Origin of the sequence: Rhizobium freirei PRF 81, assembly GCF_000359745.1 — a bacterium.
Classification (GTDB): Bacteria; Pseudomonadota; Alphaproteobacteria; order Rhizobiales; family Rhizobiaceae; genus Rhizobium; species Rhizobium freirei.
Map to the genome: position 1 here is coordinate 80298 of NZ_AQHN01000005.1, position 26106 is coordinate 106403.

The 26106-nt window shown below is 61.2% G+C and carries 24 protein-coding genes; 7 read left to right on the forward strand and 17 right to left on the reverse strand.

The window, feature by feature from the left end; all coding sequences use genetic code 11:
* Positions 1 to 80: 80 nt before the first annotated feature.
* Complete coding sequence (gene rocF / locus RHSP_RS01530) at positions 81 to 1016, forward strand: arginase (RefSeq protein ID WP_037149056.1); 936 nt, start codon at positions 81 to 83, stop codon at positions 1014 to 1016.
* 376 nt (positions 1017 to 1392) lie between these two features.
* Positions 1393 to 1869 carry a chemotaxis protein CheW gene (locus tag RHSP_RS01535; RefSeq protein WP_004107817.1) on the forward strand — a complete coding sequence of 159 codons (477 nt, stop codon included), beginning with the start codon at positions 1393 to 1395 and terminating at the stop codon, positions 1867 to 1869.
* A gap of 130 nt (positions 1870 to 1999) precedes the next feature.
* On the opposite strand, the gene RHSP_RS01540 is transcribed toward RHSP_RS01535, so the two are convergent.
* The 8 genes from RHSP_RS01540 to RHSP_RS01575 all read right to left on the reverse strand — a co-directional run bounded on the left by RHSP_RS01540 (position 2000) and on the right by RHSP_RS01575 (position 10628).
* A complete protein-coding gene (locus tag RHSP_RS01540; protein ID WP_004107818.1) occupies positions 2000 to 2281 on the reverse strand; it encodes a formate dehydrogenase subunit delta in 282 nt (93 codons plus the stop codon).
* Positions 2271 to 3098, reverse strand: a complete 828-nt coding sequence (gene fdhD / locus RHSP_RS01545; RefSeq protein WP_004107819.1) for a formate dehydrogenase accessory sulfurtransferase FdhD — start codon at positions 3096 to 3098, stop codon at positions 2271 to 2273. The genes RHSP_RS01540 and fdhD overlap by 11 nt, the downstream gene beginning before the upstream one ends.
* A 274-nt stretch (positions 3099 to 3372) precedes the next feature.
* Positions 3373 to 6252, reverse strand: coding sequence for a formate dehydrogenase subunit alpha (gene fdhF / locus RHSP_RS01550; RefSeq protein WP_004107820.1), 2880 nt, complete (start codon positions 6250 to 6252; stop codon positions 3373 to 3375).
* A 5-nt stretch (positions 6253 to 6257) separates the two neighbouring features.
* The gene (locus tag RHSP_RS01555; RefSeq protein WP_004107822.1) at positions 6258 to 7814 is read right to left on the reverse strand and encodes a formate dehydrogenase beta subunit; all 1557 of its coding nucleotides are present in this window, start codon (positions 7812 to 7814) and stop codon (positions 6258 to 6260) included.
* The gene (locus tag RHSP_RS01560; RefSeq protein ID WP_420820080.1) at positions 7811 to 8230 is read right to left on the reverse strand and encodes a formate dehydrogenase subunit gamma; all 420 of its coding nucleotides are present in this window, start codon (positions 8228 to 8230) and stop codon (positions 7811 to 7813) included. The genes RHSP_RS01555 and RHSP_RS01560 overlap by 4 nt, the downstream gene beginning before the upstream one ends.
* A gap of 224 nt (positions 8231 to 8454) precedes the next feature.
* Positions 8455 to 9348 (reverse strand): LysR family transcriptional regulator, encoded by an 894-nt coding sequence (locus RHSP_RS01565; protein WP_004107824.1) that lies wholly within the window; start codon positions 9346 to 9348, stop codon positions 8455 to 8457.
* Between the two features lie 63 nt (positions 9349 to 9411).
* Positions 9412 to 9756 carry an ArsR/SmtB family transcription factor gene (locus RHSP_RS01570; protein ID WP_004107825.1) on the reverse strand — a complete coding sequence of 115 codons (345 nt, stop codon included), beginning with the start codon at positions 9754 to 9756 and terminating at the stop codon, positions 9412 to 9414.
* 101 nt (positions 9757 to 9857) lie between these two features.
* Positions 9858 to 10628 carry an SDR family NAD(P)-dependent oxidoreductase gene (locus tag RHSP_RS01575; RefSeq protein WP_004107826.1) on the reverse strand — a complete coding sequence of 257 codons (771 nt, stop codon included), beginning with the start codon at positions 10626 to 10628 and terminating at the stop codon, positions 9858 to 9860.
* A 97-nt stretch (positions 10629 to 10725) separates the two neighbouring features.
* Here RHSP_RS01575 and RHSP_RS01580 point away from each other — a divergent pair, with 97 nt between their 5' ends.
* On the forward strand, positions 10726 to 11499 hold the full coding sequence (locus RHSP_RS01580; RefSeq protein WP_004107827.1) for a DeoR/GlpR family DNA-binding transcription regulator: 774 nt from the start codon (positions 10726 to 10728) through the stop codon (positions 11497 to 11499).
* A gap of 116 nt (positions 11500 to 11615) precedes the next feature.
* Positions 11616 to 13127, forward strand: coding sequence for a glycerol-3-phosphate dehydrogenase (glpD, locus tag RHSP_RS01585; RefSeq protein WP_004107828.1), 1512 nt, complete (start codon positions 11616 to 11618; stop codon positions 13125 to 13127).
* An 11-nt stretch (positions 13128 to 13138) separates the two neighbouring features.
* Here the strand turns inward: glpD and soxR are convergent, their stop codons facing one another.
* Positions 13139 to 13603, reverse strand: coding sequence for a redox-sensitive transcriptional activator SoxR (gene soxR / locus RHSP_RS01590; RefSeq protein WP_004107829.1), 465 nt, complete (start codon positions 13601 to 13603; stop codon positions 13139 to 13141).
* Between the two features lie 74 nt (positions 13604 to 13677).
* Between soxR and RHSP_RS01595 the strand changes: the two genes are divergently transcribed.
* On the forward strand, positions 13678 to 14253 hold the full coding sequence (locus tag RHSP_RS01595) for an NADPH-dependent FMN reductase (protein ID WP_004107830.1): 576 nt from the start codon (positions 13678 to 13680) through the stop codon (positions 14251 to 14253).
* Between the two features lie 169 nt (positions 14254 to 14422).
* Complete coding sequence (locus RHSP_RS01600) at positions 14423 to 15634, forward strand: acyltransferase family protein (RefSeq protein ID WP_004107831.1); 1212 nt, start codon at positions 14423 to 14425, stop codon at positions 15632 to 15634.
* A 47-nt stretch (positions 15635 to 15681) separates the two neighbouring features.
* Here the strand turns inward: RHSP_RS01600 and RHSP_RS01605 are convergent, their stop codons facing one another.
* From RHSP_RS01605 to RHSP_RS01615, 3 genes are all read right to left on the reverse strand, one after another.
* Positions 15682 to 16803, reverse strand: coding sequence for a mandelate racemase/muconate lactonizing enzyme family protein (locus RHSP_RS01605; protein ID WP_004107832.1), 1122 nt, complete (start codon positions 16801 to 16803; stop codon positions 15682 to 15684).
* Between the two features lie 76 nt (positions 16804 to 16879).
* Positions 16880 to 18379 (reverse strand): aldehyde dehydrogenase family protein, encoded by a 1500-nt coding sequence (locus RHSP_RS01610; RefSeq protein ID WP_004107833.1) that lies wholly within the window; start codon positions 18377 to 18379, stop codon positions 16880 to 16882.
* A gap of 1 nt (position 18380) precedes the next feature.
* Positions 18381 to 19526, reverse strand: a complete 1146-nt coding sequence (locus tag RHSP_RS01615; protein WP_004107834.1) for an iron-containing alcohol dehydrogenase — start codon at positions 19524 to 19526, stop codon at positions 18381 to 18383.
* A 117-nt stretch (positions 19527 to 19643) separates the two neighbouring features.
* On the opposite strand from RHSP_RS01615, the gene RHSP_RS01620 reads away from it, so the two are divergent.
* Positions 19644 to 20549: a LysR substrate-binding domain-containing protein gene (locus RHSP_RS01620; protein ID WP_004107835.1), complete on the forward strand. Its 906-nt coding sequence runs from the start codon at positions 19644 to 19646 to the stop codon at positions 20547 to 20549.
* Between the two features lie 396 nt (positions 20550 to 20945).
* Here the strand turns inward: RHSP_RS01620 and RHSP_RS01625 are convergent, their stop codons facing one another.
* From RHSP_RS01625 to RHSP_RS01645, 5 genes are all read right to left on the reverse strand, one after another.
* On the reverse strand, positions 20946 to 21353 hold the full coding sequence (locus RHSP_RS01625) for a F0F1 ATP synthase subunit epsilon (protein ID WP_004107836.1): 408 nt from the start codon (positions 21351 to 21353) through the stop codon (positions 20946 to 20948).
* Between the two features lie 77 nt (positions 21354 to 21430).
* On the reverse strand, positions 21431 to 22861 hold the full coding sequence (gene atpD / locus RHSP_RS01630; RefSeq protein ID WP_004107837.1) for a F0F1 ATP synthase subunit beta: 1431 nt from the start codon (positions 22859 to 22861) through the stop codon (positions 21431 to 21433).
* A 23-nt stretch (positions 22862 to 22884) separates the two neighbouring features.
* Complete coding sequence (locus tag RHSP_RS01635; RefSeq protein ID WP_037148935.1) at positions 22885 to 23769, reverse strand: F0F1 ATP synthase subunit gamma; 885 nt, start codon at positions 23767 to 23769, stop codon at positions 22885 to 22887.
* 28 nt (positions 23770 to 23797) lie between these two features.
* On the reverse strand, positions 23798 to 25327 hold the full coding sequence (gene atpA / locus RHSP_RS01640; RefSeq protein WP_037148938.1) for a F0F1 ATP synthase subunit alpha: 1530 nt from the start codon (positions 25325 to 25327) through the stop codon (positions 23798 to 23800).
* The gene (locus RHSP_RS01645; protein ID WP_081615277.1) at positions 25327 to 25893 is read right to left on the reverse strand and encodes a F0F1 ATP synthase subunit delta; all 567 of its coding nucleotides are present in this window, start codon (positions 25891 to 25893) and stop codon (positions 25327 to 25329) included. The genes atpA and RHSP_RS01645 overlap by 1 nt, the downstream gene beginning before the upstream one ends.
* Between the last annotated feature and the right edge of the window lie 213 nt (positions 25894 to 26106).

A 26106-nucleotide genomic window follows, 5' to 3' on the forward strand; every position in this document is an offset into this window, starting at 1 on the left:
GACAAATTTCCATCTTTTTGCTGGCATGCGGAAAATGAATAATGCCGACCCGACAGCCTCTAACCTTCGGAGCAATGCCGATGAATACGCAATCCACCCCCATCACTTTGATCGGCGTTCCCCTTGAAGAAGGTTCGGGCCGACGCGGCGCCGGCATGGGTCCGACGGCACTCCGCATCGCCGGCATCGAAACGACGCTGACCGAGCTCGGCCATCGCGTCACCGATGGCGGCGACCTGCGCCCTGCCCCGGCGGCCGATCTGCCTGACGATCCGCAGGCCCATAATCTGAAGATCGTCGGCGCCTTCACCCGTGCACTGGAAGCGAAAGTCTATGATGTTGCATCGTCCGGTGGCTTCCCGCTGATCCTCGGCGGCGACCACAGCCTGTCCATGGGCAGCGTTTCCGGCATGGCGCGCCATGCGGCGGAGGTCGGCCGGCCGCTCTTCGTCCTCTGGCTGGACGCGCATTCCGATTTCAATTCGCCGGCGACGTCGCCGTCGGGCAACATCCACGGCATGCCTGTCGCCTTCTTCTGCGGCGAGGCCGAAATAGCCAATGTTCTGCAGGCCGGCCGGCCGCTTGTCGACCCAACGAAGGTCTTCCAGGTCGGCATCCGCTCGGTCGATCCGCGCGAGCGCGAGGAAATCCGCGAGCACGGCGTCAACGTCTTCGACATGCGCTCGCTCGACGAGCAGGGCGTCGCCGCCATCATGCGCAAGGTGCTGGATACCGTCGGCGCCGCCAACGGCCTGCTGCATGTCAGCTTCGACGTCGATTTCCTCGATCCGGATATCGCACCGGGCGTCGGAACGACGGTGCCGGGCGGCGCGACCTACCGCGAAGCGCATCTCATCATGGAAATGCTTTCCGATAGCAACCTCGTCTCGTCGCTCGATCTCGTCGAGCTCAATCCCTTCCTCGATGATCGCGGCAAGAGCGCCCGCGTCCTCGTGGAGATGGCAGCAAGCCTTTTCGGCCGTCGCATCTTCGATCGCCCGACGCGAGCCGCCTGAGGACACTACATCGTCAGCGGGGAGGAATTGGATGACGCTTCGCCGCCGGGCGAACCATTCCTCCCTCAGGCCCCCTCGTCCTTCGACAGGCTCGGGAGGAGGGTGGAGCGGGCCTCATCCTCGATATAGCCTGCCGCTCTTTGGCGGCAGTGTCGGAAGATCAAGCCTCATGGTGAGGTGGCGCGCACAAGCACTCTCGAACCAAGGGCGCGGGTGATGAGCGTCCTTTGCAAAACGGCCACGCACTTTCGGCATGACATCCCGAAGCTCTTACGACCGAAACCGCTTGTATAGATTTAGGTTTAAGCAATGTTCTTGCTCTATCTTGGCCTGAACGCGCCGGATTTGGCGTCACGGTTCAATGGGAAGGACGTTCATGGCCACGATCAATTCCACCAGCTTCAGCGGCGATACTCTGGAGATCATCGCCTTCCGGCTTCATGAGCAGGAATTCTGCGTGAAGACCACCACGATCCGCGAAATCCGCGGCTGGGCGCCCTCGACGCCGATCCCGCATGCCCCGGCCGATGTCATCGGCGTCATGAACCTGCGCGGCTCGGTCATCCCGATCATCGACCTCGCCTACAAGCTCGGCATGCAGAGCACGGTCGCCAATGAGCGCAGCGCTATCGTCGTCGCCGAAGTGCACAGCATGGTCATCGGCATGCTCGTCGATCGCGTCTCCGATATCCTCACGATCGCCTCCAGCCAGGTGCAGCCGGTTCCGGAAGTCACCGCTTCCTTCGATCGCGCCTATTGCGAAGGTATTATCGCCACCGAAAACGGAATGATCTGCTTCCTGAACCTCGCCAAGATGTTCAAGGAAAACGAAACGGAAGAACTGGCAGCGTAACTCTTTCCGCACTGCCCATTTTAAAAGCCGTCACCTTCCGTGTGGCGGCTTTTTCTACTAACTTTAGATAGTTATATTTTACTTATTGCCACACAAGTGGACGACATCACATCCAATATCGCCGCCGTCGTCAAAGCCTCGAAGGAACAGCCGGCTTAACTTCCTCAGCCGGTGCAGGCTTATGGATCAGCGCCGCCGCCTCCAGCACCAGCGGGTTCAGCCCGCTATCCCCGTGATCGATGATCGCGAACAGCTGACGCCGCATGCGCGGCTCCCAGAATTTGTTGATATGTGTGGCGACACCTTGCACCGCTTCGCTTGCCGGCTGCGTCTTGAAGAAAGTGGCGATCTGGTTCGCCATGTAGATGAGCTTTGTTTCGGTCTTGCCATGCGGCGTTTCGTCAGGCGACATCGGCGATGCTCCCCGGAATGATGCGATGAGGATGGGTGAAAATCTCGAAATCGTCGCCGCGCACCAGCGCCACCAGCGTCATGCCGGCCTCTTCGGCCGTGCGGATGGCAAGCGCCGTCGGCGCGGAGATGGCGACCAGCACGGGGCTGCCCAAGATTGCCGCCTTCTGAACCATCTCGACCGATAGCCGGCTGGTGACGGCAACAACGCCTTCCGCCCCGTTGTGGCCGGAACGGATGACGGCGCCACAGAGCTTGTCCAGCGCGTTATGCCGGCCGACATCCTCGCGCACGGCCAGCAATCCCTCGGACGGAATATAGAAGCCCGCACCATGAACGGCGCGCGTCTCGCGATGCAGCGGCTGAGCGTCGTTCAGAAGGGCGATCGCGCGGACGATATCCTTCTGCGTCAAAGTGAACGTGACCTTGGAAACATCCGGCACCTTGCGCACGGCCTGTTCGATCGATTCGATGCCGCACAGGCCGCAGCCGACGGGACCTGCCATATGGCGGCGGCGCAGCCGCAGCGCATCCGCCGCATCGTCAACCAGGGTGATCTGCACATCGATCCCCCGCTCGTCCTCGATCGGCTCGATCGCTGCGATCTGATCTATATCGTTAATGATGCCTTCGGTCAGGCTGAAGCCAATGGCGAAATCTTCGATATCGGCAGGCGTTCCCATCATGACCGCATGCGACGTGCCGCCATAGGAAAAGGCGATCGGCACCTCCTCGGGGACGATGCGAGAACCCGAGCGGACCAAACCATTGCGGCGGGCAGTTTCGGGAACGGTTATGGTGGGGGTGAATTTGGTCATAATGCTGCGATACCAGCATATTCCTTGGCAACGCCACAAACTTTAGCGTTCGTAGAGGACGAATACCCCCCTCTGTCACTTCGTGACATCTCCCCCACAAGGGGGGAGATCGGTGGGAGGCAAACGCGCTCCCCAGTGATATCCGCAGACAACGTTTCCAAGGGGATAATGTTCATTATATTGCGAGGAGAGCGCCACGCATGAACGATCTCCCCCCTTGTGGGGGAGATGTCACGAAAGTGACAGAGGGGGGTATCTCTCCACGCACTCCGACTCACTCCGCAGCCTCCATCTTCCCGACGATACGGCGCGACTGCCGCGCCTGTTCGTCGTAATCGACCTGCCACTGCGACGGACCGTTCGAGGGCGAGACCTGTACCGCCGTCACCTTGTATTCAGGGCAATTGGTGGCCCAGTCGGAATAATCAGTCGTAATGACGTTCGCCTGCGTATCCGGATGATGGAAGGTCGTATAGACGACACCGGGGGCAACGCGATCGGTAATCAAGGCTCTGAGCGTCGTGTCGCCGGAGCGGCTGCTGAGCCGGACCCAGTCACCGTCGCGGATGCCGCGCTGCTCGGCGTCGTGCGGATGGATTTCCAGGCGATCCTCCGCATGCCAGACGACATTCTCCGTCCGTCGCGTCTGCGCGCCGACATTGTACTGGCTGAGGATGCGCCCGGTGGTCAACAGCAGCGGGAAGCGCGGGCCTGTGCGTTCGTCGGTGGCGACATATTCCGTGCGGATGAACTTACCCTTGCCGCGCACGAAGCCATCGACATGCATGATCGGCGAACCGAGCGGCGTCTTCTCGTTGCAGGGCCACTGTACCGACCCCACCTTCTCCAGATAGTCGTAGGAGACCAGAGCGAAGCTCGGCGTCGTCGCGGCGATCTCGTCCATGATCTCGGACGGATGCGCGTAATGCCAGTCAAGCCCCATGGCCTGCGCCATCTTCTGCGTCACCTCCCAGTCGCCATAGCCGTTGCGCGGGGTCATGACCTTGCGCACGCGGTTGATGCGCCGCTCGGCATTGGTGAAGGTGCCGTCCTTTTCGAGGAAGGTCGAACCGGGCAGGAAGACATGCGCGTAATTGGCCGTCTCGTTCAGGAAGAGATCGTGGACAACAACGCATTCCATCGCGGCAAGGCCGGCTGCGACATGCTTGGTATCCGGGTCGGACTGGAGGATATCCTCGCCCTGGATGTAGAGGCCCTTGAAGCTGCCGTCGACAGCAGCATCGAGCATGTTCGGGATGCGCAGGCCCGGCTCGTTGGCGAGCTTCACGCCCCAGAGCTTTTCGAAGATATCGCGGGTCGCATCGTCGGAGATGTGGCGATAGCCCGGCAGCTCGTGCGGGAAGGAGCCCATGTCGCAGGAGCCCTGCACGTTGTTCTGGCCGCGCAGCGGGTTCACGCCGACGCCCGGACGGCCGATATTGCCCGTGACCATGGCGAGGTTGGCGATCGCCATGACGGTCGTCGAACCCTGACTGTGTTCGGTGACGCCGAGGCCGTAATAGATCGCGCCATTGCCGCCCTTCGCAAAGAGGCGAGCGGCACCGCGCACGAGATCAGCGGGAACGCCGGTATATTTTTCCGTTTCCTCCGGGCTGTGCTGCGGCTCGGCGACAAAGGCTGCCCAATCCTCGAATTCGGACCAATCGCAGCGTTCGCGAATGAACGTCTCGTCGAACAGACCTTCGGTGACGATGACATGGGCGAGCGCCGTCATCATGGCGACATTGGTGCCCGGCTTCAGCGGCAGATGATAGCTGGCCTCGACATGCGGCGTGCGCACCAGATCGATGCGGCGCGGATCGATGACGATGAGCTTGGCGCCCTGGCGCAGCCGCTTCTTCAGGCGCGAGCCGAAGACCGGGTGGCCGTCCGTCGGATTGGCGCCGATAACGATAACGACATCGGAATGCTCGACGCTGTCGAAATTCTGCGTGCCGGCCGAGGTGCCGAAGGCCTGGCCGAGCCCGTAGCCGGTCGGCGAATGGCAGACGCGGGCGCAGGTATCGACATTGTTGTTGCCGAAGCCGGCGCGCACCAGCTTCTGCACCAGATAGGTCTCTTCATTGGTGCAGCGCGACGAGGTGATGCCGCCGATGGAATCGCGGCCATACTGGTATTGCAGCCGCTTGAACTCGGTGGCGATATGGGCAAAGGCCTCGTCCCAGGTCACTTCGCGCCAGGGATCACTGATCTTCGCGCGGATCATCGGGTTGAGGATGCGGTCCTGGTGGGTCGAATAGCCATAGGCAAAGCGGCCCTTGACGCAGGAATGGCCGCGATTGGCCTGGCCGTCCTTCCAGGGCACCATGCGCACCACCTCCTCGCCGCGCATCTCCGCCTTGAAGGAACAGCCGACGCCGCAATAGGCACAGGTGGTGACGACCGAATGTTCCGGCTGGCCGATCGAGATCACCGATTTTTCGATCAGCGTCGCGGTCGGGCAAGCCTGCACGCAAGCGCCACAGGAGACGCATTCGCTGTCGATGAAATTCTCGTGCATGCCGGCCGAGACGCGAGAGCCGAAGCCTCGGCCCTCGATGGTCAGTGCGAAGGTGCCCTGCACTTCTTCGCAAGCGCGCACGCAGCGCGAGCAGACGATGCACTTCGAGGGATCAAACGTGAAATAGGGATTGGACTCGTCTTTCGGCGTCCATTTCAGATTGATGTCGCCATTGTTGCGCGCCTTGACGTGATTGTCGCCCTCATAGCCGTAGCGCACATCACGCAGGCCGACCGCGCCGGCCATGTCCTGCAATTCGCAATCGCCATTGGCGGCACAGGTCAGACAGTCGAGCGGATGGTCGGAGATATAAAGCTCCATCACGCCGCGGCGGATGTCCTTCAGCCGGCCCGTCTGCGTGTGCACGACGATGCCGGGAGCGACCGGCGTCGTGCACGAGGCCGGCGTGCCGTTGCGGCCTTCGATTTCGACGAGACAGAGCCGGCAGGAGCCGAAGGCGTCGATCATGTCGGTGGCGCAGAGCTTCGGCACCTCGATGCCTGCTTCCATCGAGGCACGCATGATCGACGTGCCTTCCGGCACTGTAATCTGCTGCCCGTCGATGGTCAGCGTCACCATGGTTTCGGACTGGGAGGCCGGCGTACCGTAATCGATTTCTGGAACGAGGAACATGGCTCTTACTCCGCCGCTTCAATCAAGGGAGCCGGAGAAAAGTCCTCCGGGAAATGGGTCATTGCGCTCATGACGGGATAGGGCGTGAAGCCGCCGAGCGCGCAGAGCGAACCGAACTTCATCGTATTGCAGAGATCGGCGAGCAGCTCTTTGTTCTTCTCCGGTTCGATGCCGCGCGCGATCTTGTCGGCCGTCTCGACGCCGCGCGTCGAGCCGATGCGGCAGGGCGTGCACTTGCCGCAGCTTTCGACCGCACAGAATTCCATCGCGAAACGCGCCTGTTTCAGCATGTCGGCGGTATCGTCGAAGACGACGAGGCCGGCATGGCCGATCAAGCCGTCCTTGGCCGCGAAGGCTTCATAATCGAATGGCGTGTCGAACAGAGCGCGCGGGAAATAGGCCCCGAGCGGCCCGCCCACCTGCACCGCCTTGACCGGCCGCCCGCTCGCAGTGCCGCCGCCGATCCTGTCGACGATATCGCCCAGCGAAAGACCGAAGGCTGTTTCATAGAGGCCGCCATGCTTGACGTTGCCGGCGATCTGCAGCGGGATCGTGCCGCGCGAACGGCCCATGCCGAAATCGCGGTAGAAGGCGGCGCCCTTGTCCATGATGACCGGGACGGAGGCGAGCGAAATCACGTTGTTGATGACGGTCGGACAGTCGAACAGACCCTTGTGCGCCGGCAGCGGCGGCTTGGCGCGCACGACGCCGCGCTTGCCCTCGAGGCTGTTCAAGAGCGCCGTTTCCTCGCCGCAGACATAGGCGCCGGCGCCGGTGCGGATTTCCATGTCGAAAGCCTTGCCGGAGCCAAGCACCGAGGCACCGAGAATGCCGGCCTTGCGCGCGACTTCGACGGCTTCGGTCATCGCGGCGATCGCATGCGGATATTCCGAGCGCGTATAGACGAAGCCCTTGGTCGCCCCGGTCGCCAGGCCAGCGATCACCATGCCCTCGATCAGCACGAAGGGATCGCCTTCCATGATCATCCGGTCGGCGAAGGTGCCGCTATCGCCCTCGTCGGCATTGCAGACGATATATTTGCGCTCACCCGGCGCATCGAGCACCGTCTTCCATTTGATGCCGGTCGGGAAGCCCGCACCACCGCGGCCGCGAAGGCCGGAATCGGTGACTTCCTTGACGATATCACTGGCCGCTATGCCAATGGCACGGCGCAGTCCCTTGAGGCCGCCATGCGCTTCATAATCGTGTAGCGAAAGCGGATCGGTAATGCCGCAGCGGGCAAAGGTCAGGCGGGTCTGCTCTTTCAGGAACGGGAGGTTTTCGACCTCACCAAGACAGAGCGGATGCTCGCAGCCTTCAGCGAGCCCGGCATCGAACAGGCCGGAGACGTCCTTTACCTTCACAGGCCCATAGCCGATGCGCTTGCCGCCGATCTCGACCTCGACCAAAGGCTCGAGCCAGAACATGCCGCGCGAGCCGTTGCGTACGATACGCGCATCGAGGCCGCGTTTGGCAATTTCCTGCGCGACCGATTTCGCCACCTTCTCCGCACCCAGAGAAAGCGCGGCGGCATCGCGGGGGATATAAATGGTCAGGGTCATTGGCGCGCCTCCTTCACGAGGTCTTCGGCGCTTTCAGCGTCGAGCCGGCCATGAAGCTGTCCATCCAGCATCGCAGTCGGCGAGCAGGCACAGAGACCGAGACAGTAGACGGGCTCGAGCGTAACGCTGCCATCGAGCGTGGTCTGATGGAAATCGATGCCCAGCAACTGCTTGACGCGCTCTGCCACCGCATCGCCGCCCATCGACTGACAGGCCTCGGCACGACAGAGCTTGAGGACATGGCGGCCGGCGGGGTGGTCGCGATAGTCGTGATAGAAGGTCATGACGCCGTGCACTTCGGCACGCGACAGGTTCAGAGCCTTGGCGATCAGCGGCAGCGTGTCCGGCGGCACATAGCCGAATTCCTCTTGAATCCCGTGCAGGATCGGCAAAAGCGGCCCTTCCATCGATTTCATGCTATCGATGATGGTGCCGGCACGGGCCGCAATCTCGCCCGTACCCAGATTCAAACTCATATACAGCCTCCCACGCATAATCCGACAATCGCTGCAGCAATCTCGGAAAGGCTTATGCGGCATCTCCACCACAGGTGCGCAGTCGGCGCACGCTTGCAATAACCGTCGCAGGCGAGAGGCAAAGGATCAATAAGGCAGTCCCGTCGCTTGATAGAAATTTCCTATCAATTCTTGACACCTTCCGCCAGCAGTCGCGCCTCATGCAGTAGGGCGGAGACGAGCGGCGTAAAGGGCTCTCGATGCGTGGCGACCAGTCCGACCAGATGCTCGGCCTCGGGATCGGAAATGGGGATCTTGCGGATATCGACGGGAAAACCGAATGAATCGGCGATATTCTTCGGCATGATGCTCGCCCATCGCCCAGTCTGGACATGGGAAAACAGCACGATCATCGAATTGGATTCCAGCGTCGGCTTGGCGACGATGCCGGCCTCGGCCAGATGCCGGTTGATGATCCGGCGATTTTGCATGTCGGCCGTCAATAGACAAAGCCGAAGATTGCCGACTTCCTTCCAGGTCACGCTGGTGCGATCCGCGAGCGGGCTACCCGCTGCCGTGATCAGATGATAGCGCTCGGCATAGAGCGGCACGCTGGTGACGCGGCCGAGCGGCTCGTTTTCCAGATAAGTGATGCCGGCATCGATCTCGAGATTTTCGAGCAGGCTCAGAACCTGGAGCGAGTTGCGCGATAAAATGGAAAAGGTGACGTCCGGATGCCGCTCCTGGAAAGGCGTGGTGATCTTCTGCACCATGGCAAGCGCCGTAGGAATGGCCGCGATCCGGATGTGACCCGCAAGACCTTTGCGCGCCGCCCGCATCTCCTCGCGCATCGTCCGGCTGTCGCCGACGATACGGCGCGCCCATTCCAGCACGCGTTGCCCTTCCGGCGTCAGCCCCTGAAAGCGCGAACCGCGACTGACGAGCATCACGCCGAGCTGATCTTCCAACTGTCTGATGGCGGCCGACAATGTCGGCTGCGTCACCCCGCACTCCTCGGCGGCGCGACCAAAATGCTTCTGATTCGCAAGCGCGATGAAGAATTCCAGCTTATCGATCATGCCACTCTCCCGACACGAAAGAGTTAGACCGGCAGCTCTGCGAGCGCAACAAGCAAGCCTGCTTCAAGCCTCGACGATCACCGGACAGAAAGCCTCCCGCAGCGCATCGACCACAGAACAGATTTCCGAGCTTGCAACCGCATAGTGAATGAGCCGCCCCTCGCGGCGCGTATCGACGAGCTTATCCAGGCGAAGACGCGCCAGATGCTGTGAAACCACCGCCTGCGGCAGGTCGAGAAGCGCCTCAAGCTCCATCACGGTCTTTTCGCGCTTGGCCAGCATGAAAAGAATAGCCAGCCGGGTTTCATGCGAGAGAGCCTTCAGCAAAGCGCTCGCCTTGCGCGCCTTCTCTGTCATTTCCTCGACATTGTGCCCCGCAGCACTACCTTGCAGTGGAGACGACGACATATCACTGCCTCTAGTGAGAACTCACATAGAGCTATGCTTATAATATCATCAAACCGTAAGTTGATCTAAAAAGACCCGAAAACCAAAAAAGGTCCGACTTTTCAGCATATAAGCTGCCCGCCATTGATCTCGATCACTTGCCCGGTAATGTAGCCGGAGAGCGTCGGCGCAGCGAGAAAAAGGTAGGCGGGAGCGCAGTCTCCGGGTGTGCCCAGGCGCTGAAGCGGGATGGATTTGCGGGTCTGCTCCAGCTTTTCCCTCGACGAATAGCGCTCGTGGAAATCGGTCGATATCGTGCCGGGCGAAACACAATTCACCCGGATGCCGTCGGGCGCCAGCTCTCGCGCCAGCGCCTTCGAATAGGTCGCGACGAAGGCCTTCGATGCGGAATAGATGGCAGAGCCCGGGCTGCCGCCCGTCAGCGCCGAAATCGACACGGTATTGACGATCGCCGCCTCTCCCGCCGCCCGCAACAGCGGCAACAATCCCCTTGTTACTTCCATGACGGACGTCTGGTTGAGGTGAACGATCCTCTCATACTGCTCGTCCGTCAGCTCGCCGGCAGGAAAGCGGCCGACCATGGTACCGGCATTGTTGACGAGCACGTCAACGCGATCGAAGCGCTCGCCGGCGGCAACAACGAAATTGCGCACGCCATGGGCGGCGGAGAAATCGCCGGCGATGAGAAAGGCGCGGCGGTCGGCGGCTGCTTCCATCAGATAATCCGGCAGCTCACGATTGGAGTCGCGCCCGATATGGACGAGAACATGGGCGCCGCAATCGAGAAACTGCCTCGCGACTTCCAGCCCGATGCCGCGGCCGGCACCGGTGACCACCACGTTGCGATTTTCGAATAGCTTCGGATGAAACACGACAACCTCCCCAACCGCACTATTCGCGCGCCAGTAATTGCGGAATTTTCACTTTACCATATGATGGCTAAAAAACGAAAGAAGGGGAGCGAAAGCCATGTTCCTGTCCGGGCGCCAGACCGAGATCCTCGAAATCGCCAAGGCGGAAGGGCGCGTGCTGGTTGAAGAATTGGCATCACGCTTTTCGGTCACGCCGCAGACCATCCGCAAGGATCTGAACGACCTCTGCGACGGCCGCGTGCTGTCGCGCGTGCATGGCGGCGCGATTTTCCCTGGTGGAACCGAAAACGTGAAATACGAGGCACGCCGTTCGATCGCCGCACCCGAAAAGCAGGCGATTGGCCGCGCCGCCGCCGGCCTGATCCCCAACAACAGCTCACTCTTCATCAATATCGGCACGACGACGGAGGCCGTTGGCGAGGCGCTGCTCGGGCATCACGAATTGATGGTGATTACCAATAACATCAACGTGGCCAATAAGTTACGTATCTTCCCGTCGATCGAGGTCGTCATTGCCGGCGGTGTCGTGCGCGGCTCCGATGGCGGCATCGTCGGTGAAGCGGCCGTCGATTTCATCCGGCAGTTCAAGGTCGATTATGCCGTGATCGGCGCATCGGCGATCGATGCCGACGGCGCGCTTCTGGATTTCGATTTTCGCGAAGTGAAAGTGGCCCAGGCCATCATCGCCAATGCCCGACACGTCATCCTCGTGGCCGATAGAACCAAGTTCGAGCGGACCGCCCCCGTACGGATCGGTCACCTTTCGCAGGTTCACACCTTCGTCACAGACGAATGCAACATCGAATCCGTGCGCACCATAGCGGCCGAACATGGTGTACGCCTTGTGGAAACCTCCCGCAGGCCAGTCTGATCGGCGCGTTTTCGGTCACGAAACCTTCGTTTGACATTCGTATCTGTTTCGTTTTAGATGAATTATCTTTCGATTTTCCATCTCCAAAGGATGGCTGGCCTTTTGCGGAGGGGCGGGTGAGCGAACAGGTCTACGATATTTTCGTTATCGGCGGCGGCATCAACGGATGCGGCATCGCCCGTGACGCAGCCGGACGCGGCTACAGGGTCGCGCTTGCCGAAATGAACGATTTCGCCTCCGGCACCTCCTCCGGCGCCACCAAGCTTATTCACGGTGGCCTGCGCTATCTCGAGCACTACGAATTCCGCCTCGTGCGCGAATCCCTGATGGAGCGCGAAGTGCTGTGGGCGATGGCGCCGCACATCATCTGGCCGATGCGCTTTGTGCTGCCCTACCACAAGGGCGGCATCCGCCCGGCCTGGCTCATCCGTCTCGGCCTCTTCCTCTACGACCACCTCGGCGGGCGAAAGCTGCTGCCGCCGACGGCGACGCTGGACATGAAAAGGGATCCGGCCGGCAAGCCGCTAAAGGCGCTTTTCACCAAGGCGTTCGAATATTCCGACGGCTGGGTCGACGACGCCCGCATGGTGGTACTGAACGCGCGCGACGCCGCCGATCGTGGCGCGACGATTATGCCCCGCACGAAAGTGATTTCCGCTCGGCGTGAAGGCACCGTCTGGGCAATCGAAACGGAAAACACCATCAGCAGCGAGAAGCGCCTGTTCCGGTCGCGCATGCTGGTCAACGCCGCAGGGCCCTGGGTGGATCACGTTCTCTCCGACGCTTTCGGCAAGAACCAGGTGCACAATGTCCGCCTGGTCCAGGGCAGCCACATCATCGTTCGCAAGAAGTTCGATGGTCCTCGCGCCTATTTCTTCCAGAATCCGGACAATCGCATCATCTTCGCCATTCCGTATGAGCAGGATTTCACCCTGATCGGCACCACGGATCGCGACTACAACAACGATCCGAAGGATGTGAAGATCAGCGAGGAAGAAACCGCCTATCTCTGCAACGCTGCCAGCGAATATTTCAAGGAGCCGGTACGATCAGAGGATATCGTCTGGACCTACTCCGCAGTGCGCCCGCTCTACGACGACGGCGCCTCGAAAGCACAGGAAGCAACGCGCGACTACGTCTTGAAGGTCGAAGGCGCGGAAGGCCAGGCGCCGCTACTCAATGTCTTCGGCGGCAAGCTCACCACCTATCGCCGCCTAGGCGAGCATGCACTGGAAAAGATCGGCGAGGCGATCGGCCTGAAGGGTACACCCTGGACGGCCAAGAGTTCGCTGCCGGGCGGCGACTTTCCCGTTCGCGGCTATGATGCCGAAGTCTCCAAGCTGAAGTCGCGCTATCCCTTCCTGACCGATCCGCATGCCCGCCGCCTTGTCCGCCGCTATGGGACACGGGCAGCCATGATCCTTGGCGATGCGAAGGCGATTGCCGATCTCGGCCGCTGCTTCGGAAGCGATCTCTACGAGGCGGAAGTGCGATATCTGATCGATCAGGAATGGGCCCACAGCGCCGCCGACATTCTCTGGCGCCGCTCCAAGAAAGGCCTCTACCTGTCGAAGGAGGAAGCCGCCGCACTTGACGACTACATGGCCGGCAGCCGCGTTCACGCATAAAGCTCTTGGGCTCAATCGTCCGGATCGAGCAAGCGCGGGCCGACGCCTTCTTCGGAAAGCCTGTCCCAGGGGTTTCGCAGCGGACAACTGCTCATCGACAGGCAGCCGCAACCGATGCAGCCGTCGAGCTGATCGCGCAGCCCTTGCAGACGTCGGATACGGGCATCGAGATCGTCCTTCCAGCGGGCTGACAGCACTTTCCAGTCAGCAGCCGACGGCGTGCGCCCCTGCGGCAGCGATTGCAACGCCGCCTGAACCTCCGCAAGCGGAATGCCAACCCTTTGCGCCACCTTGATGATCGCCACCCGGCGCAGCACCTCGCGGGGATAGCGCCGCTGGTTGCCACGGCTGCGCTGGCTCTCGATCAGCCCTTTCGCCTCATAAAAATGCAGCGCCGAAACGGCCATGCCGCTTCGCGCCGCCACCTCGCCGACCGTCAGCAGTTTTGAAAATTGACCGGACTCGATTTTTCCCATTTTGCTCTATTGACCTCAACCGTACTTGAGGTTCTATAAACCCAGCTCCAAACCGCGTAAAGCAGGAGCAAGGCATGACAGAATCAACCAGGCTGGCAATCGTTTACGGCAGCACCCGCCCAGGCCGCTTATGTGACCGGGTTGTCAATTGGGTCGCCCGGGAGCTGGTGCATTACCCGCTTATCGAAATCGACGTCATCGACCCCCTCGAATTCGATCTGCCGTTCCAGCATGACCGCGAGCACGCCGGCGTCACCGCCCTCACAGCTCGGCTTTCGCAGGCGGATGCCTTCATCATCGTCACGCCGGAATACAATCACAGCTTCACGGCCTCGCTGAAATTCGTGCTCGATCTCGCCTATGAGCCATGGCACGGCAAACCGGTCGCCTTCGTTTCCTATGGCGGCATCTCCGGCGGCTTGCGCGCCGTCGAGCAATTGCGGCTGGTCTTTTCCGAGCTGCATGCCGTAACGGTGCGCGACACAGTCAGCTTCGCCAACCCTTGGGGCAGGTTTGCCGAGGACGGCGCCCTCGAAAATCCGATAGAGGCACGCAAATCGCTGGTTCAACTGATCGCGCGGTTGAACTGGTGGAGCGCAGCGCTGAAGCCGGCCCGCGCAATGCGCCCTTATCGTTCGGCTGCCGCCTGATCCCCCTGCAACATGTGAATCCGGCCTCTCGTTTCTGGCAGGTGCGAGAGGCCAGTTCGACGCCCGGACCTCGCACCAGAGGTTCGGGCGTCATGCTTTCAAGGATCTGTCTTGCCGAAATCGCCGCGATGACCTAACCCAATGAAGAGGAGTTTGGGCGGATACGGAAATGGAGCACGGGAGGCGCCTAGGAGGAGCGGATTTCATGCGCGCCGTCGCATGTCTGATGGTGCTTGCGCATCATCTCGTTCTTCGAATGAATTTCTACAAGATTCCCCCAGCTCTGGACATGACCTTCATAATCGCGCGCTTCGGCAATCACGGCGTCTCTGTCTTCTTCGTTTTGAGCGGCTTTCTTCTCGCCCGCCCCTTCTGGCTGGCGCTGGATAGAACCCAGCCGTTACCGTCGCTGAAAATCTATGCCATGCGCCGCGCGGCGCGCATCCTGCCGGGCTTTTGGTTCGCCCTGACCGTCGGTTTCGTGATCAGCTTCACTGTCTATGGGTTTCCGCTTGATGCAGAATTGGTCGGCCGCTACATCTCCGGCTTCTTCCTGATGAGCCAATGGCACTGGCGCACCTTTTTCCCCGTGCAAGGCGACGGACCCTTATGGTCGATCCCCTTCGAGACGACCTGCTATGTTCTTCTGCCGATCGGCTTCCTGCTGCTGTTCAATGCGAAGCTGAGGTCCCGCCACGCTTTCGCCAATCGCCTTCTCTGGATCGGCATCATCGCGGCCTCGCTGGTCGGCCATTGGCTGATAGTCGCCTATCTCCCGACAGACAATGTCGGGCGGGGGTGGCAATTTGGCTTCCAGGGCGGCGCCAAGGAATGGATGCCGCGCTATAACCCCGCTGGATTCTTCGCAATATTCGCGATCGGCGCGCTGGCCGCCGGAATCCAGACCATCCTACCGGCCCGCCGCTTGGCGATCTACGATATCATCGGAACGCTCGCCATCGTCATGGGTGCATGGCAGTTGCCGCAATCGATCGGCGGTGCGGCGGAAGGTTATGCCTGGCTCGGCATTCCCTATCAATTTCCGCTGTTGCCTCTGGCCGTCGCCGCCGCCCTCTGCACGCTCCCGCAGTCGGTATTCTTGGCGAAACTGCTCGACAACGGCTTCAGCCGCTATGTCGCCACCGTCTCCTTCGGTGTCTATATCTGGCAGGATATCGTGCTGACATTGATGCAGAAGCTCTTCCCCTGGACCTTCGGCACCGGCTCGGATGACGTGCTTGGCGGCTGGATCACCTCGTGCCTCATTGCAACAGCCATCATCTTCGCCATCGGAACGCTGAGTTACGTGCTTGTCGAACGCCCCGTCATGCGATGGGCCCGCGCCAGGGAAAATACAATGATGCGACCCGCCACTGCGTGACGGGCCTCTGAAGATAAGGCGACAGTGCGGAAGCCCGAAAGCGTTCGTTAGATCCGCGTCGCCTTCAGACGCTCCTCGTCGAGAACGATGCCAAGCCCCGGAGCAAGGCCGAGATCCAGCCAGCCGGCATCATGCTTGAGCGGGGAGGCCATGGGGTAGTCGCGGCGGGCTTCGCTCCACTCCGGATTGTCGTAGGGATATTCGAGCCAGGCAGCATCGCCGACACCGGCGGTCAGATGCGCGTTGGCGAGCACGCCGATGCCATTCGTCCAGGAATGCGGCGTGAACTGCACGCCCGCCTCGCGGGCCTGATAGACCAGCCGCCGGCACCCGGTGATGCCGCCGACAAGCGCGACGTCGGGCTGGATGACGTCAAAGGCACGCTCCTCGATGATGTCGCGGAATTCGTAAAGCTCGCGCGTCATCTCGCCGCCGGCGATCCGAACCGATGTTGCCTGCTTCAATTCCTTCATGCCCTTGCGGTCGGAACGGTAAAGCGGCTCTTCCATCCAGTAGACGCCGAGCCGCTCCAGCTCCTTGGCGACAGCAAGCGCGTCCTTGAAGGTCCAGGGCAAGGTCGTATCCCAGGGCATGCGCCAACCCTGATTGCAGTCGACCATGAGTTCCAGCCGGTCGCCGACGCGGGCACGGATCGCTTCCAGCGCCTTGACGTCCTCACGCCAGCCGCCGCGGCCGCCCGAAGACGAGGAGAAGCGCACCTTCATGGCCGGGAAGCCTTCATCGATATAGCGCTCGGCCTGCTCGGCCATGGCAGAGGGTTCGCGCAGCACGCCGGAAGATGCATAGAGGCGCACGCGGCTGGCGCGGCCGCCGAGCATCCGCCAGACCGGCTCGCCGGTGATCTTGCCGGAGAGGTCCCAGAGCGCCAGATCCATCGGCCAGCAGCGGCCGTAGTGGAAGTTGATATGCGACAGGACCTCATAGTGGCGCTCAAGGTGGCGCGGATCCTGCCCGATGAACAGATCCTCATGCCCCTCGAAACCCTTCATCAGGTCGCCGGAGCCGATACCTTCCCGGCCTTCATCGTCCCTGACGCGGACGATGGTCGCATCGAAATGCCGGCGCGGACGGCCGTCCCAGCTCGCCTTGAACGCGGGATCGAGCGGCAGGCGATGATGGGTGATTTCGATGGAAACGATCTTGCTCATGCTGGCTCCCTTTTATCCTCCGGGCATGATCCCGAAGAGCGTTGCCGCTCGGACGGGATCATGCTGATTTCAATCCTCAGCCGAACTGCTGCCAGATCGTCTTGTAATCGCAGTACTTGTCGATCGCGTGCACTGAGCGGTCGCGGCCGAAGCCGGATTGCTTGAAACCGCCGAACGGCGTGGCGAAGTTCGACATGTCGTAAGTGTTGATCCACACCGTACCGGCATGGATCTCTTCGGAAAAGCGGTGAGCGCGATCCATGTCCTTGGTGAAGACCGCGCCGGCCAGCCCATAGATCGTGTCGTTAGCGATCTTCAGCGCCTCCTCCTCAGTGTCGAAGGGGATGGCGGCCAGTACGGGCCCGAAGATTTCCTGCCGCGCCAGGCTCATGTCGTTGGTCATGTCGACGAAGACGCCCGGCGAGACATAGTAGCCGCCGGTTTCGCTCATGACGCGCTCGGCGCCGAAGGCACGGCGCGCGCCTTCCTTCTCGCCGGCTGCAATCATCGCCAGCACCTTGTTCATATGCTCTTCTTCGATCAGGGCGCCGATCTGCGCCGAGGGATCGAGCGGATGCTTGAGCGCGATATCGGAGCGGGTCACCGCCTCGATCTTTGCGATCAGTCTGTCCTGCACCGAACGCTGCACGATAAGGCGCGTCGAGGCATGGCAGGTCTCGCCAGAATTGTAGAAGCAGCCCCAGGCAGCCGCGACGGCAGCGGCGTCGAGATCGGCGTCTTCGAACACGACGAGCGGCGACTTGCCGCCGAGCTCCAGCGCCACGCGCTTGACGTTCGATTGCGCTGCATAGCCCATGATCAGCTTGCCGACTTCGGTCGAGCCGGTAAAGGCGATCATGTCGACATCCATGTGCAGCGCCAGCGGTTTGCCGGTCTCCTCGCCATAGCCCGTGACAACGTTGAAGACGCCTGCTGGCAGGCCAGCTTCCACTGCGAGTTCGGCAAGACGGATCGCCGAAAGCGAGGACTGCTCCGCTGGCTTCAATACGACGGAATTGCCGGCCGCGATCGCCGGCCCCAGCTTCCAGGCATCGATGATCATCGGATAGTTCCAGGGCGTGATTGCCCCAATGACACCGAGCGGCACCTTGCGTACCAGCGCCCGCGCATTCGGGCCGGTCGGCGCAATCTCGTCATACATCTTGTCGATCATTTCGCCGTAGAACTGGATGCCTTCGGCGCAGAGACGCACGTCGACACCAAGCGACGCCATGACCGGCTTGCCGACATCGATCGTCTCCAGCATGGCAAGCTCATCGCCGTGGGCGCGAATGAGCTCGGCCCATTTCAGCATGACCTTCTTCTTTTCGAGCGGCTCCTCCTTGCGCCACACGCCACTTTCGAAGGCAGCACGGGCAGAGGCGACCGCAGCATCGACATCGGCGGCATTGCCGCGCGCGAGTTCGGCTCCAGGCTTGCCGTCCATCGGCCGGATGCGGGTGAAAGTCTCACCCGAGATGGCGGCGCGATGAGCACCATTTATGAAGTGCCGGCCTTCAGGCTTCAGGCCGGAGAGAACGCTTTCCCAATAGTCGCGCGTATAGTTCTTGGTCATCTCAGATTCCTTTCGGCAGCGCCATGATGGCGGCGGCAAAGCGGTCGATGTCCGCATCCGTCACGTCGCGGATCGTCGAGCGCCGCATGGGCTGGTTTTCCGGCGCACGCATTTCGCGGGCGAGGTCTGCGTCATCGAAGGGCTTGAAGGCTGACGGCAACGATCGCGTGATCCCGCAGCGATCCATCCAGCCGGAGACGAAGGCGGGAAGCTGCGCAGCATTGTCGAGGCCACAAGCCTTGGCGGCAGCATTCAGCTCCGCCGTATTGGCTTCCACAAGCCAGCTAAGCGTCACTTCGAAGCCGAGCGCGGTCGCAAGACCGTGATGAACGGGGCCGAGGCCGGCGAGAGCATGGCTGACATTGTGCGCGATCGCCGTGCCGCAATTATCGATGGCGATGCCGGCAAAGCAGGAGCCGAGCAGCACGTCGCCGCGCGCCGCCATATTCTCGGGCTGCTTGACGGCCGTTTCCAACGCGCCGGTCAGCAGCCGCAGCGCCTGATGGGCATAGAATTGCGCGCCGCGATGCGTGTTGCGGTTCGTGGCCGCCTCAAAAGCATGAATGAAGGCATCGAGGCCGCACCATGCCGTCAGGTTGGCAGGCAGGGTCTTCGTCAGCGCAGGGTCGAGAATGACGAGATCAGCCTTTGTCTCCGGTCCCCAGATCCAGAGCTTCTTGCCTTCCGGTCCGGCAAAGATATTCGTTGCAGATGTCTCCGAGCCCGTGCCGGCGGTCGTCGGGATCATGATCTTCTTCAGCGGATTCTTCGGCAGCGGGTTGGCCGCCAGCGCATAGTGCATCGGATCCTCGCCCGAAGCGATGCAGCAGGCGACGACCTTGCCGATATCAAGCGCCGAACCGCCGCCGACGCCGATCACCATATCCGCGCCCCGCCCTGCCGCGATCGCCGCATGCAGATGCGCAAGCTTCGGCTCACCGGCGAAATCGGAAAAGACCTGCGTCTTCACGCCCGCTTCGGCAAGCTCGCCGCTGATTTTGGCCGCAAGACCGGACTGCGCCAGGAAGGCATCGATGACGAGCAGAGCGGCACCAACGCCATCGAAGGATTTAACCGCCGCGGGAAGGCCGGAGAGGGCCCCGTCACCGAAACGAATGTCTGGAATGGCGGAAATGGAAAAGGACACGAGGGATCCCCTTGGAAGAGCGGCTGAAAATGATGTCATAATCGTGCATCACAATTTCAGATCTTCAAATCCGGGCAATTATCAGGAATATTGATGATCTGAAGTTATGGAGAGCCGATGCTAGAGAAAATACCGCTGGAGGCCTTCCGCGTCTTCGACGCGGCCGCGCGCGCCATGAATTTTTCCCGAGCCGGCCGGGAGCTGAATATCACCCAGGCCGCCGTCAGCCGCCGCATCAAGGGGCTTGAGGATCACCTCGGCGCAACGCTGTTTACCCGGCGCGGCCGAAATCTGGCGCTCACGCCGGATGGCGAGCGGTTGTTCCAGCGCGTGCGCGCCACGCTGGAGTATCTGGAAGAAAGCCTGGAGCCCTTTCGCGCCGGAACCGGCGAAATCATTTCCATTGCGGCCAGCGGCTCAATCTCGCATCTCTGGCTCGGGCAGAGGCTTAGGGATTTCGGCAAGGAAAGCCCCGGCATCTCGGTGCGCCTGCTGACGACGGACGTCCATTCCGAACTAGCCTCGGAGAACAACGACCTCATCATCATCTATTCCACGGGTGAGCATCCGCGCTGGAACCTGACGCCGCTGATGAAGGAAGTGCTGGTGCCGATCGCCTCGCCGGACTATCTGGCGACCCGCGGCCTCGACGCGCAAGCGCTGACGGCGGTCGATATCGCCGGACTCGATCTGATCGACTATGAGCGCGCCAACGCCCACTGGATCAGTTTCCGCCAATGGTTCGGTCGCATCGGCGACCCGTTGAAAGGCAAGCTGCCGCGACCGCGGCTTTCCTTCTCGACCTATATCATGGCGGTGGAAGCAGCACTCAGGGGCGAAGGCATAGCGCTCGGCAGCCTCGGCCTCATCGAAGAATATCTGCAGTCCGGCGCGCTCGTCGCTATCGGCAACGACCGCGTGGAGAGCGGCTTCGGATATTATCTCGGCGCCCCGCGCTTCCGGTCGCTGTCTCCCGAAGCAGTCCAGTTGCATCGGTTCCTGCTGCGGGGGCAACAGGCTTGATGCGATTTGAGAGCGAATATTCCGCTGCCTCCGCTTCGCGAAGTGGGAGTTACAGCCGCTCGCCATCCGCCCTCGTGGTTCGAGGCTACAGCCCCCCTTCGACAAGCTCAAGGTGCTTTCGCACCTCACCATGGGGACTGGTCTTGCGTGCCTCGCCACCGGGCATGCTGCACCTCATGTGAGGTGCAGCGCCGTTAAGCGGAGCGAAAACGGTAATGCCTCGAACCGCGGGGTCGCCCGGGTTTGCGCCGGATGTTGCTCAACCCTGTGATCCGCTGCGTCTCACCCTGAAGTCAGCAGCCGAAGCCTCGAAGGGAGAGGATTGCCTGCGGACCTTCCAACAAAAAAGCGGCCCAAAGGACCGCTTTCGTCTCAATCATCACTATCCGGATCGCATCAATCCTGCGGGATCGAGCCGCGTAGATGCGAGAGTTCCATGATGAAATGCTCCAGGCGCGACTTGTGCTCATGATGCAGCGCATCTTCAAGTTCGGCCTTGGCGGCATTGATGCGGCGGTCCAGCTCGTCGCGGCTCATGTCCTTAACAGGAACGGCGGATTCGGCGAGCAGCGTGCAGCCGGTCGGCAGGATATCGGCAAAGCCACCGAAAACGACGTAATCCTGCTTGCTGCCCGAAGCCGAATGCACCTTGACGAGGCCCGGCTTGATGGTGGTCATGGTCGGCGCATGATGTGCCATGACGGTCATCTCGCCTTCGGTCGCGGGGATGACGACATCGATGACCTGTTCCGATAGCAGCAGGCGCTCCGGAGAAACCAGTTCGAAATTGAAATTGTCAGCCATGGCCCGTCACTTCTCGATTGTCTTATTCGCAAGGCAAGGGCGCGCGGGCAATGCCGCGCGCCGATGGATTGGCCTGATTAGGCAGCCAGCTTCTTGGCCTTTTCGATCGCTTCGTCGATCGAGCCGACCATGTAGAAGGCGGCTTCCGGCAGGTGGTCGTATTCGCCGTTGACGAGGCCCTTGAAGCCCTTGATCGTGTCTTCGAGCGCAACGAGCTTGCCCGGCGAGCCGGTGAAGACTTCGGCGACGAAGAACGGCTGCGACAGGAAGCGCTCGATCTTGCGGGCGCGGGCAACTGCCAGCTTGTCGTCTTCGGAAAGTTCGTCCATGCCCAGGATGGCGATGATGTCCTGCAGGGCCTTGTAGCGCTGCAGCGTCGACTGAACTTTACGAGCGATTTCGTAGTGCTCTTCGCCAACAACCAGCGGGTCGAGCATACGCGAGGTGGAGTCGAGCGGGTCGACGGCCGGGTAGATGCCCTTTTCAGCGATCGAGCGCGACAGAACCGTCGTTGCGTCCAGGTGGGCGAACGAGGTTGCCGGTGCCGGGTCGGTCAAGTCGTCGGCCGGAACGTAAATGGCCTGAACCGAGGTGATCGAGCCCGTCGTCGTCGTGGTGATGCGCTCCTGCATCTGACCCATGTCGGTGGCGAGCGTCGGCTGATAGCCCACGGCCGAAGGAATACGGCCGAGCAGAGCCGACACTTCCGAACCAGCCTGCGTGAAGCGGAAGATGTTGTCGACGAAGAACAGAACGTCCTGGCCTTCGTCGCGGAAGTTTTCGGCAACCGTCAGACCGGTCAGAGCGACGCGGGCGCGGGCACCCGGCGGTTCGTTCATCTGGCCGTAAACGAGCGCAGCTTTGGAGCCTTCGCCGCCGCCATGCTTGTTGACGCCCGATTCGATCATTTCGTGGTAAAGGTCGTTGCCTTCGCGGGTACGTTCACCCACGCCTGCGAAGACCGAGTAACCACCGTGCGCCTTGGCGACGTTGTTGATCAGTTCCATGATGAGAACGGTCTTGCCGACGCCGGCGCCGCCGAACAGGCCGATCTTGCCGCCCTTTGCGTAAGGAGCAAGGAGGTCGACGACCTTGATGCCGGTGACGAGGATCTGCGCTTCCGTGGACTGCTCGACGTAGGACGGAGCATCCTGGTGGATGGCGCGCTTCTTCGACGTGTTCAGCGGACCTGCTTCGTCGACCGGCTCGCCGATGACGTTCATGATACGGCCGAGCGTCTCATGTCCGACCGGAACGGAGATCGGTGCGCCCGTGTCCTTGACCGGCTGGCCGCGAACCAGACCTTCGGTCGAGTCCATGGCGATCGTGCGGACGGAATTTTCGCCGAGGTGCTGTGCGACTTCGAGAACCAGACGATTGCCGTTGTTGTCGGTTTCAAGCGCGTTCAGGATCGCCGGGAGTTCGCCGTCGAAAGCAACGTCCACAACGGCGCCGATAACCTGCGTAACCTTACCGACAGAACCTGCGGGGGTAGCTGCGTCAGCCATATTCTTACCCTCTTTCCCTAACCTCAGAGCGCTTCCGCGCCCGAAATGATTTCAATCAATTCCTTGGTGATCTGAGCCTGGCGCTGACGGTTGTAGTTCAGCGTCAGCTTGTTGATCATCTCACCAGCATTGCGCGTCGCATTGTCCATCGCGCTCATCTTGGCACCCATCTCGCCGGCGACGTTTTCAAGCAACGCGCGGAAGATCTGGACAGAGATGTTGCGCGGGATAAGGTCCGCGAGGATCGAAGCCGCATCCGGCTCGTATTCATAGACGGCGCCCTTATGAGCTGCGTCCTCTTCGACGGCGGCGGGAGCCGAAGCCGGAATGAGCTGCTGCGCCGTCGGCACCTGGCTGATCACCGACTTGAATTCGGAATAGAACAGCGTGCAGACGTCGAATTCGCCAGCTTCGAACATGTCGATGATGCGCTTGCCGATGGCGTCGGCATTGTCGAAGCCGATGCGCTTGACGTCGCGCAGTTCCTTGCGCTCGACGATCAGCGATGCGTATTCGCGGCGAAGCACGTCGTAGCCCTTCTTGCCGACGGTGAAGATCTTCACCGTCTTGCCTTCGGCCAGAAGCTTGCGGGCATGATCACGAGCGAAACGCGAAATCTGCGAATTGAAGCCGCCGCAAAGGCCGCGTTCAGCGGTGCAGACGACGAGCAGATGCACATCGCTCTTGCCGGTTCCGGTCATCAAGAGCGGCGCACCGTCAGCATCGCTGACGGCAGCCGAGATGTTGGCCAGAACAGCGGCCATGCGCTGCGAGTAAGGCCGGGCGGCCTCAGCCGCCTCCTGCGCACGCCGAAGCTTTGCCGCGGCGACCATTTTCATCGCCTTGGTGATCTTCTGCGTCGCCTTGACGGAGGCGATCCGGTTTTTCAGATCCTTGAGTGAAGGCATCCTTGGTCCGTCCTAGAGCTTAGCCCGATTACGCGAAAGACTTGACGAAGCTGTCGAGAGCAGCGGTGAGCTTGCCCTTCGTTGCGTCGCTGATAGCCTTTTCGGTGCGGATGGTGTCGAGGATTTCCTTACCTTCCGAGCGGAGGTACGACAGCAGGCCCTGCTCGAACTTGCCGACCTGGTTGACGGGCAGCTTGTCGAGATAGCCATTGACGCCGGCGAAGATCACAGCAACCTGCTCTTCCGTCTTCAGCGGCGAGAACTGCGGCTGCTTCAGGAGTTCCGTCAGGCGCGAACCGCGGTTCAGCAGGCGCTGCGTTGCAGCATCGAGGTCGGAACCGAACTGGGCGAAGGCGGCCATTTCGCGATACTGGGCAAGCTCGCCCTTGATCGAACCGGCAACCTGCTTCATCGCCTTGATCTGAGCGGACGAGCCGACGCGCGAAACCGACAGACCGACGTTAACGGCCGGACGGATACCCTGGTAGAACAGGTCGGTTTCGAGGAAGATCTGGCCGTCGGTGATCGAGATCACGTTGGTCGGAATGAAGGCCGAAACGTCGTTACCCTGCGTTTCGATGACCGGAAGAGCGGTCAGCGAACCGGCGCCCTTATCGTCGTTCATCTTTGCAGCGCGCTCGAGGAGACGCGAATGCAGGTAGAAAACGTCGCCCGGGTAAGCTTCGCGGCCCGGCGGGCGGCGCAGCAGAAGCGACATCTGGCGGTAGGAAACGGCCTGCTTGGAAAGGTCGTCGTAGCCGATCAGGGCATGCTGAGCATTGTCGCGGAAGTATTCGCCCATGGCGCAGCCGGCAAACGGTGCGAGGAACTGCATCGGAGCCGGATCGGAAGCGGTCGCGGCGACGATGATCGAGTACTTCAATGCGCCGCGCTCTTCGAGCACCTTGACGAACTGGGCGACGGTCGAACGCTTCTGGCCGACGGCGACGTAGACGCAGTACAGCTTTTCGCTGTCCGGACCAGCATCGTGGATGGCCTTCTGGTTCAGGATCGTGTCGAGAATGATGGCGGTCTTGCCGGTCTGGCGGTCGCCGATGACAAGCTCGCGCTGGCCGCGGCCAACCGGGATCAGAGCGTCGATGGCCTTGAGGCCGGTCGACATCGGCTCATGAACCGACTTGCGCGGGATGATGCCCGGAGCCTTGACGTCGACGCGCGAACGGCGGGTCGCGTTGATCGGGCCCTTGCCGTCGATCGGGTTGCCGAGAGCGTCGACAACGCGGCCGAGCAGTTCCGGACCAACCGGAACGTCAACGATGGCGCCCGTACGCTTGACGGTGTCGCCTTCCTTGATGTCGCGGTCGGAGCCGAAGATAACCACACCGACGTTGTCGGCTTCGAGGTTCAGAGCCATACCGCGGATGCCGCCGGGGAATTCGACCATTTCGCCGGCCTGGACGTTGTCCAGACCGTAGACGCGGGCGATACCGTCACCGACGGAGAGAACCTGGCCGACTTCGGAGACTTCAGCTTCCTTGCCGAAGTTTTTGATCTGATCTTTCAGAATTGCGGAAATTTCCGCGGCGCGGATATCCATCAGCCGACCTCTTTCAATGCAAGCTTAAGGGTGGAGAGTTTGGTGCGAAGGGACGTATCGATCTGGCGGGAACCGACCTTGACGATCAGACCACCGAGGATCGAAGGATCGACCGTGACGGCAATTGCCACATCCTTGCCGGTGACGCCCTTCAGCGCCGCCTTCAATTCATCTTCCTGCGCCGGAGTGAGCGCATGGGCCGAGGTGACCTCGGCTGAAATCTCGCCGCGATGCTTGGCGGCGATGATGCGGAAAGCCTTGATCATGCCCGGCAGCGCGAAAAGGCGCCGGTTGCTGGCCACAAGCTTCAGAAAATTGGTGACATAGGCACCGAAGCCGGCCTTCGTTGCCAGCGCCTGGATCGCGCCGACCTGCTCATCGGCCGAAAAGACCGGGCTGAGAACGAAACGCTTCAGATCGTCGCTCTCATCGAGCATGGCTTGGAACCGATCGAGATCGGCAGTCACTGCCGGCACTGTACCCTCTTCAAGGGCCAACTCGAACAGCGACGAGGCATATCGTTCTGCAACGCCAGAAACATGCTGGGATGTGTCTGCCACGGGCACAAAATTCCCTGATTTCAACCCAAGAACCCGACTCCCGGATGACGGAAGCCATATGCCCTTGAATTCGTTTTGATTTCCCCCAGAAATCAGCAGGAGCGCGCTCCTGCCTCATCCGAAATTCGGGGTTCGTCTAACATAGGATATTGAGACTCGCAACACGCGTATTCGCCGAATACGCCATTCGGGCGAATTTATGATGGCAAAAATTCAAAA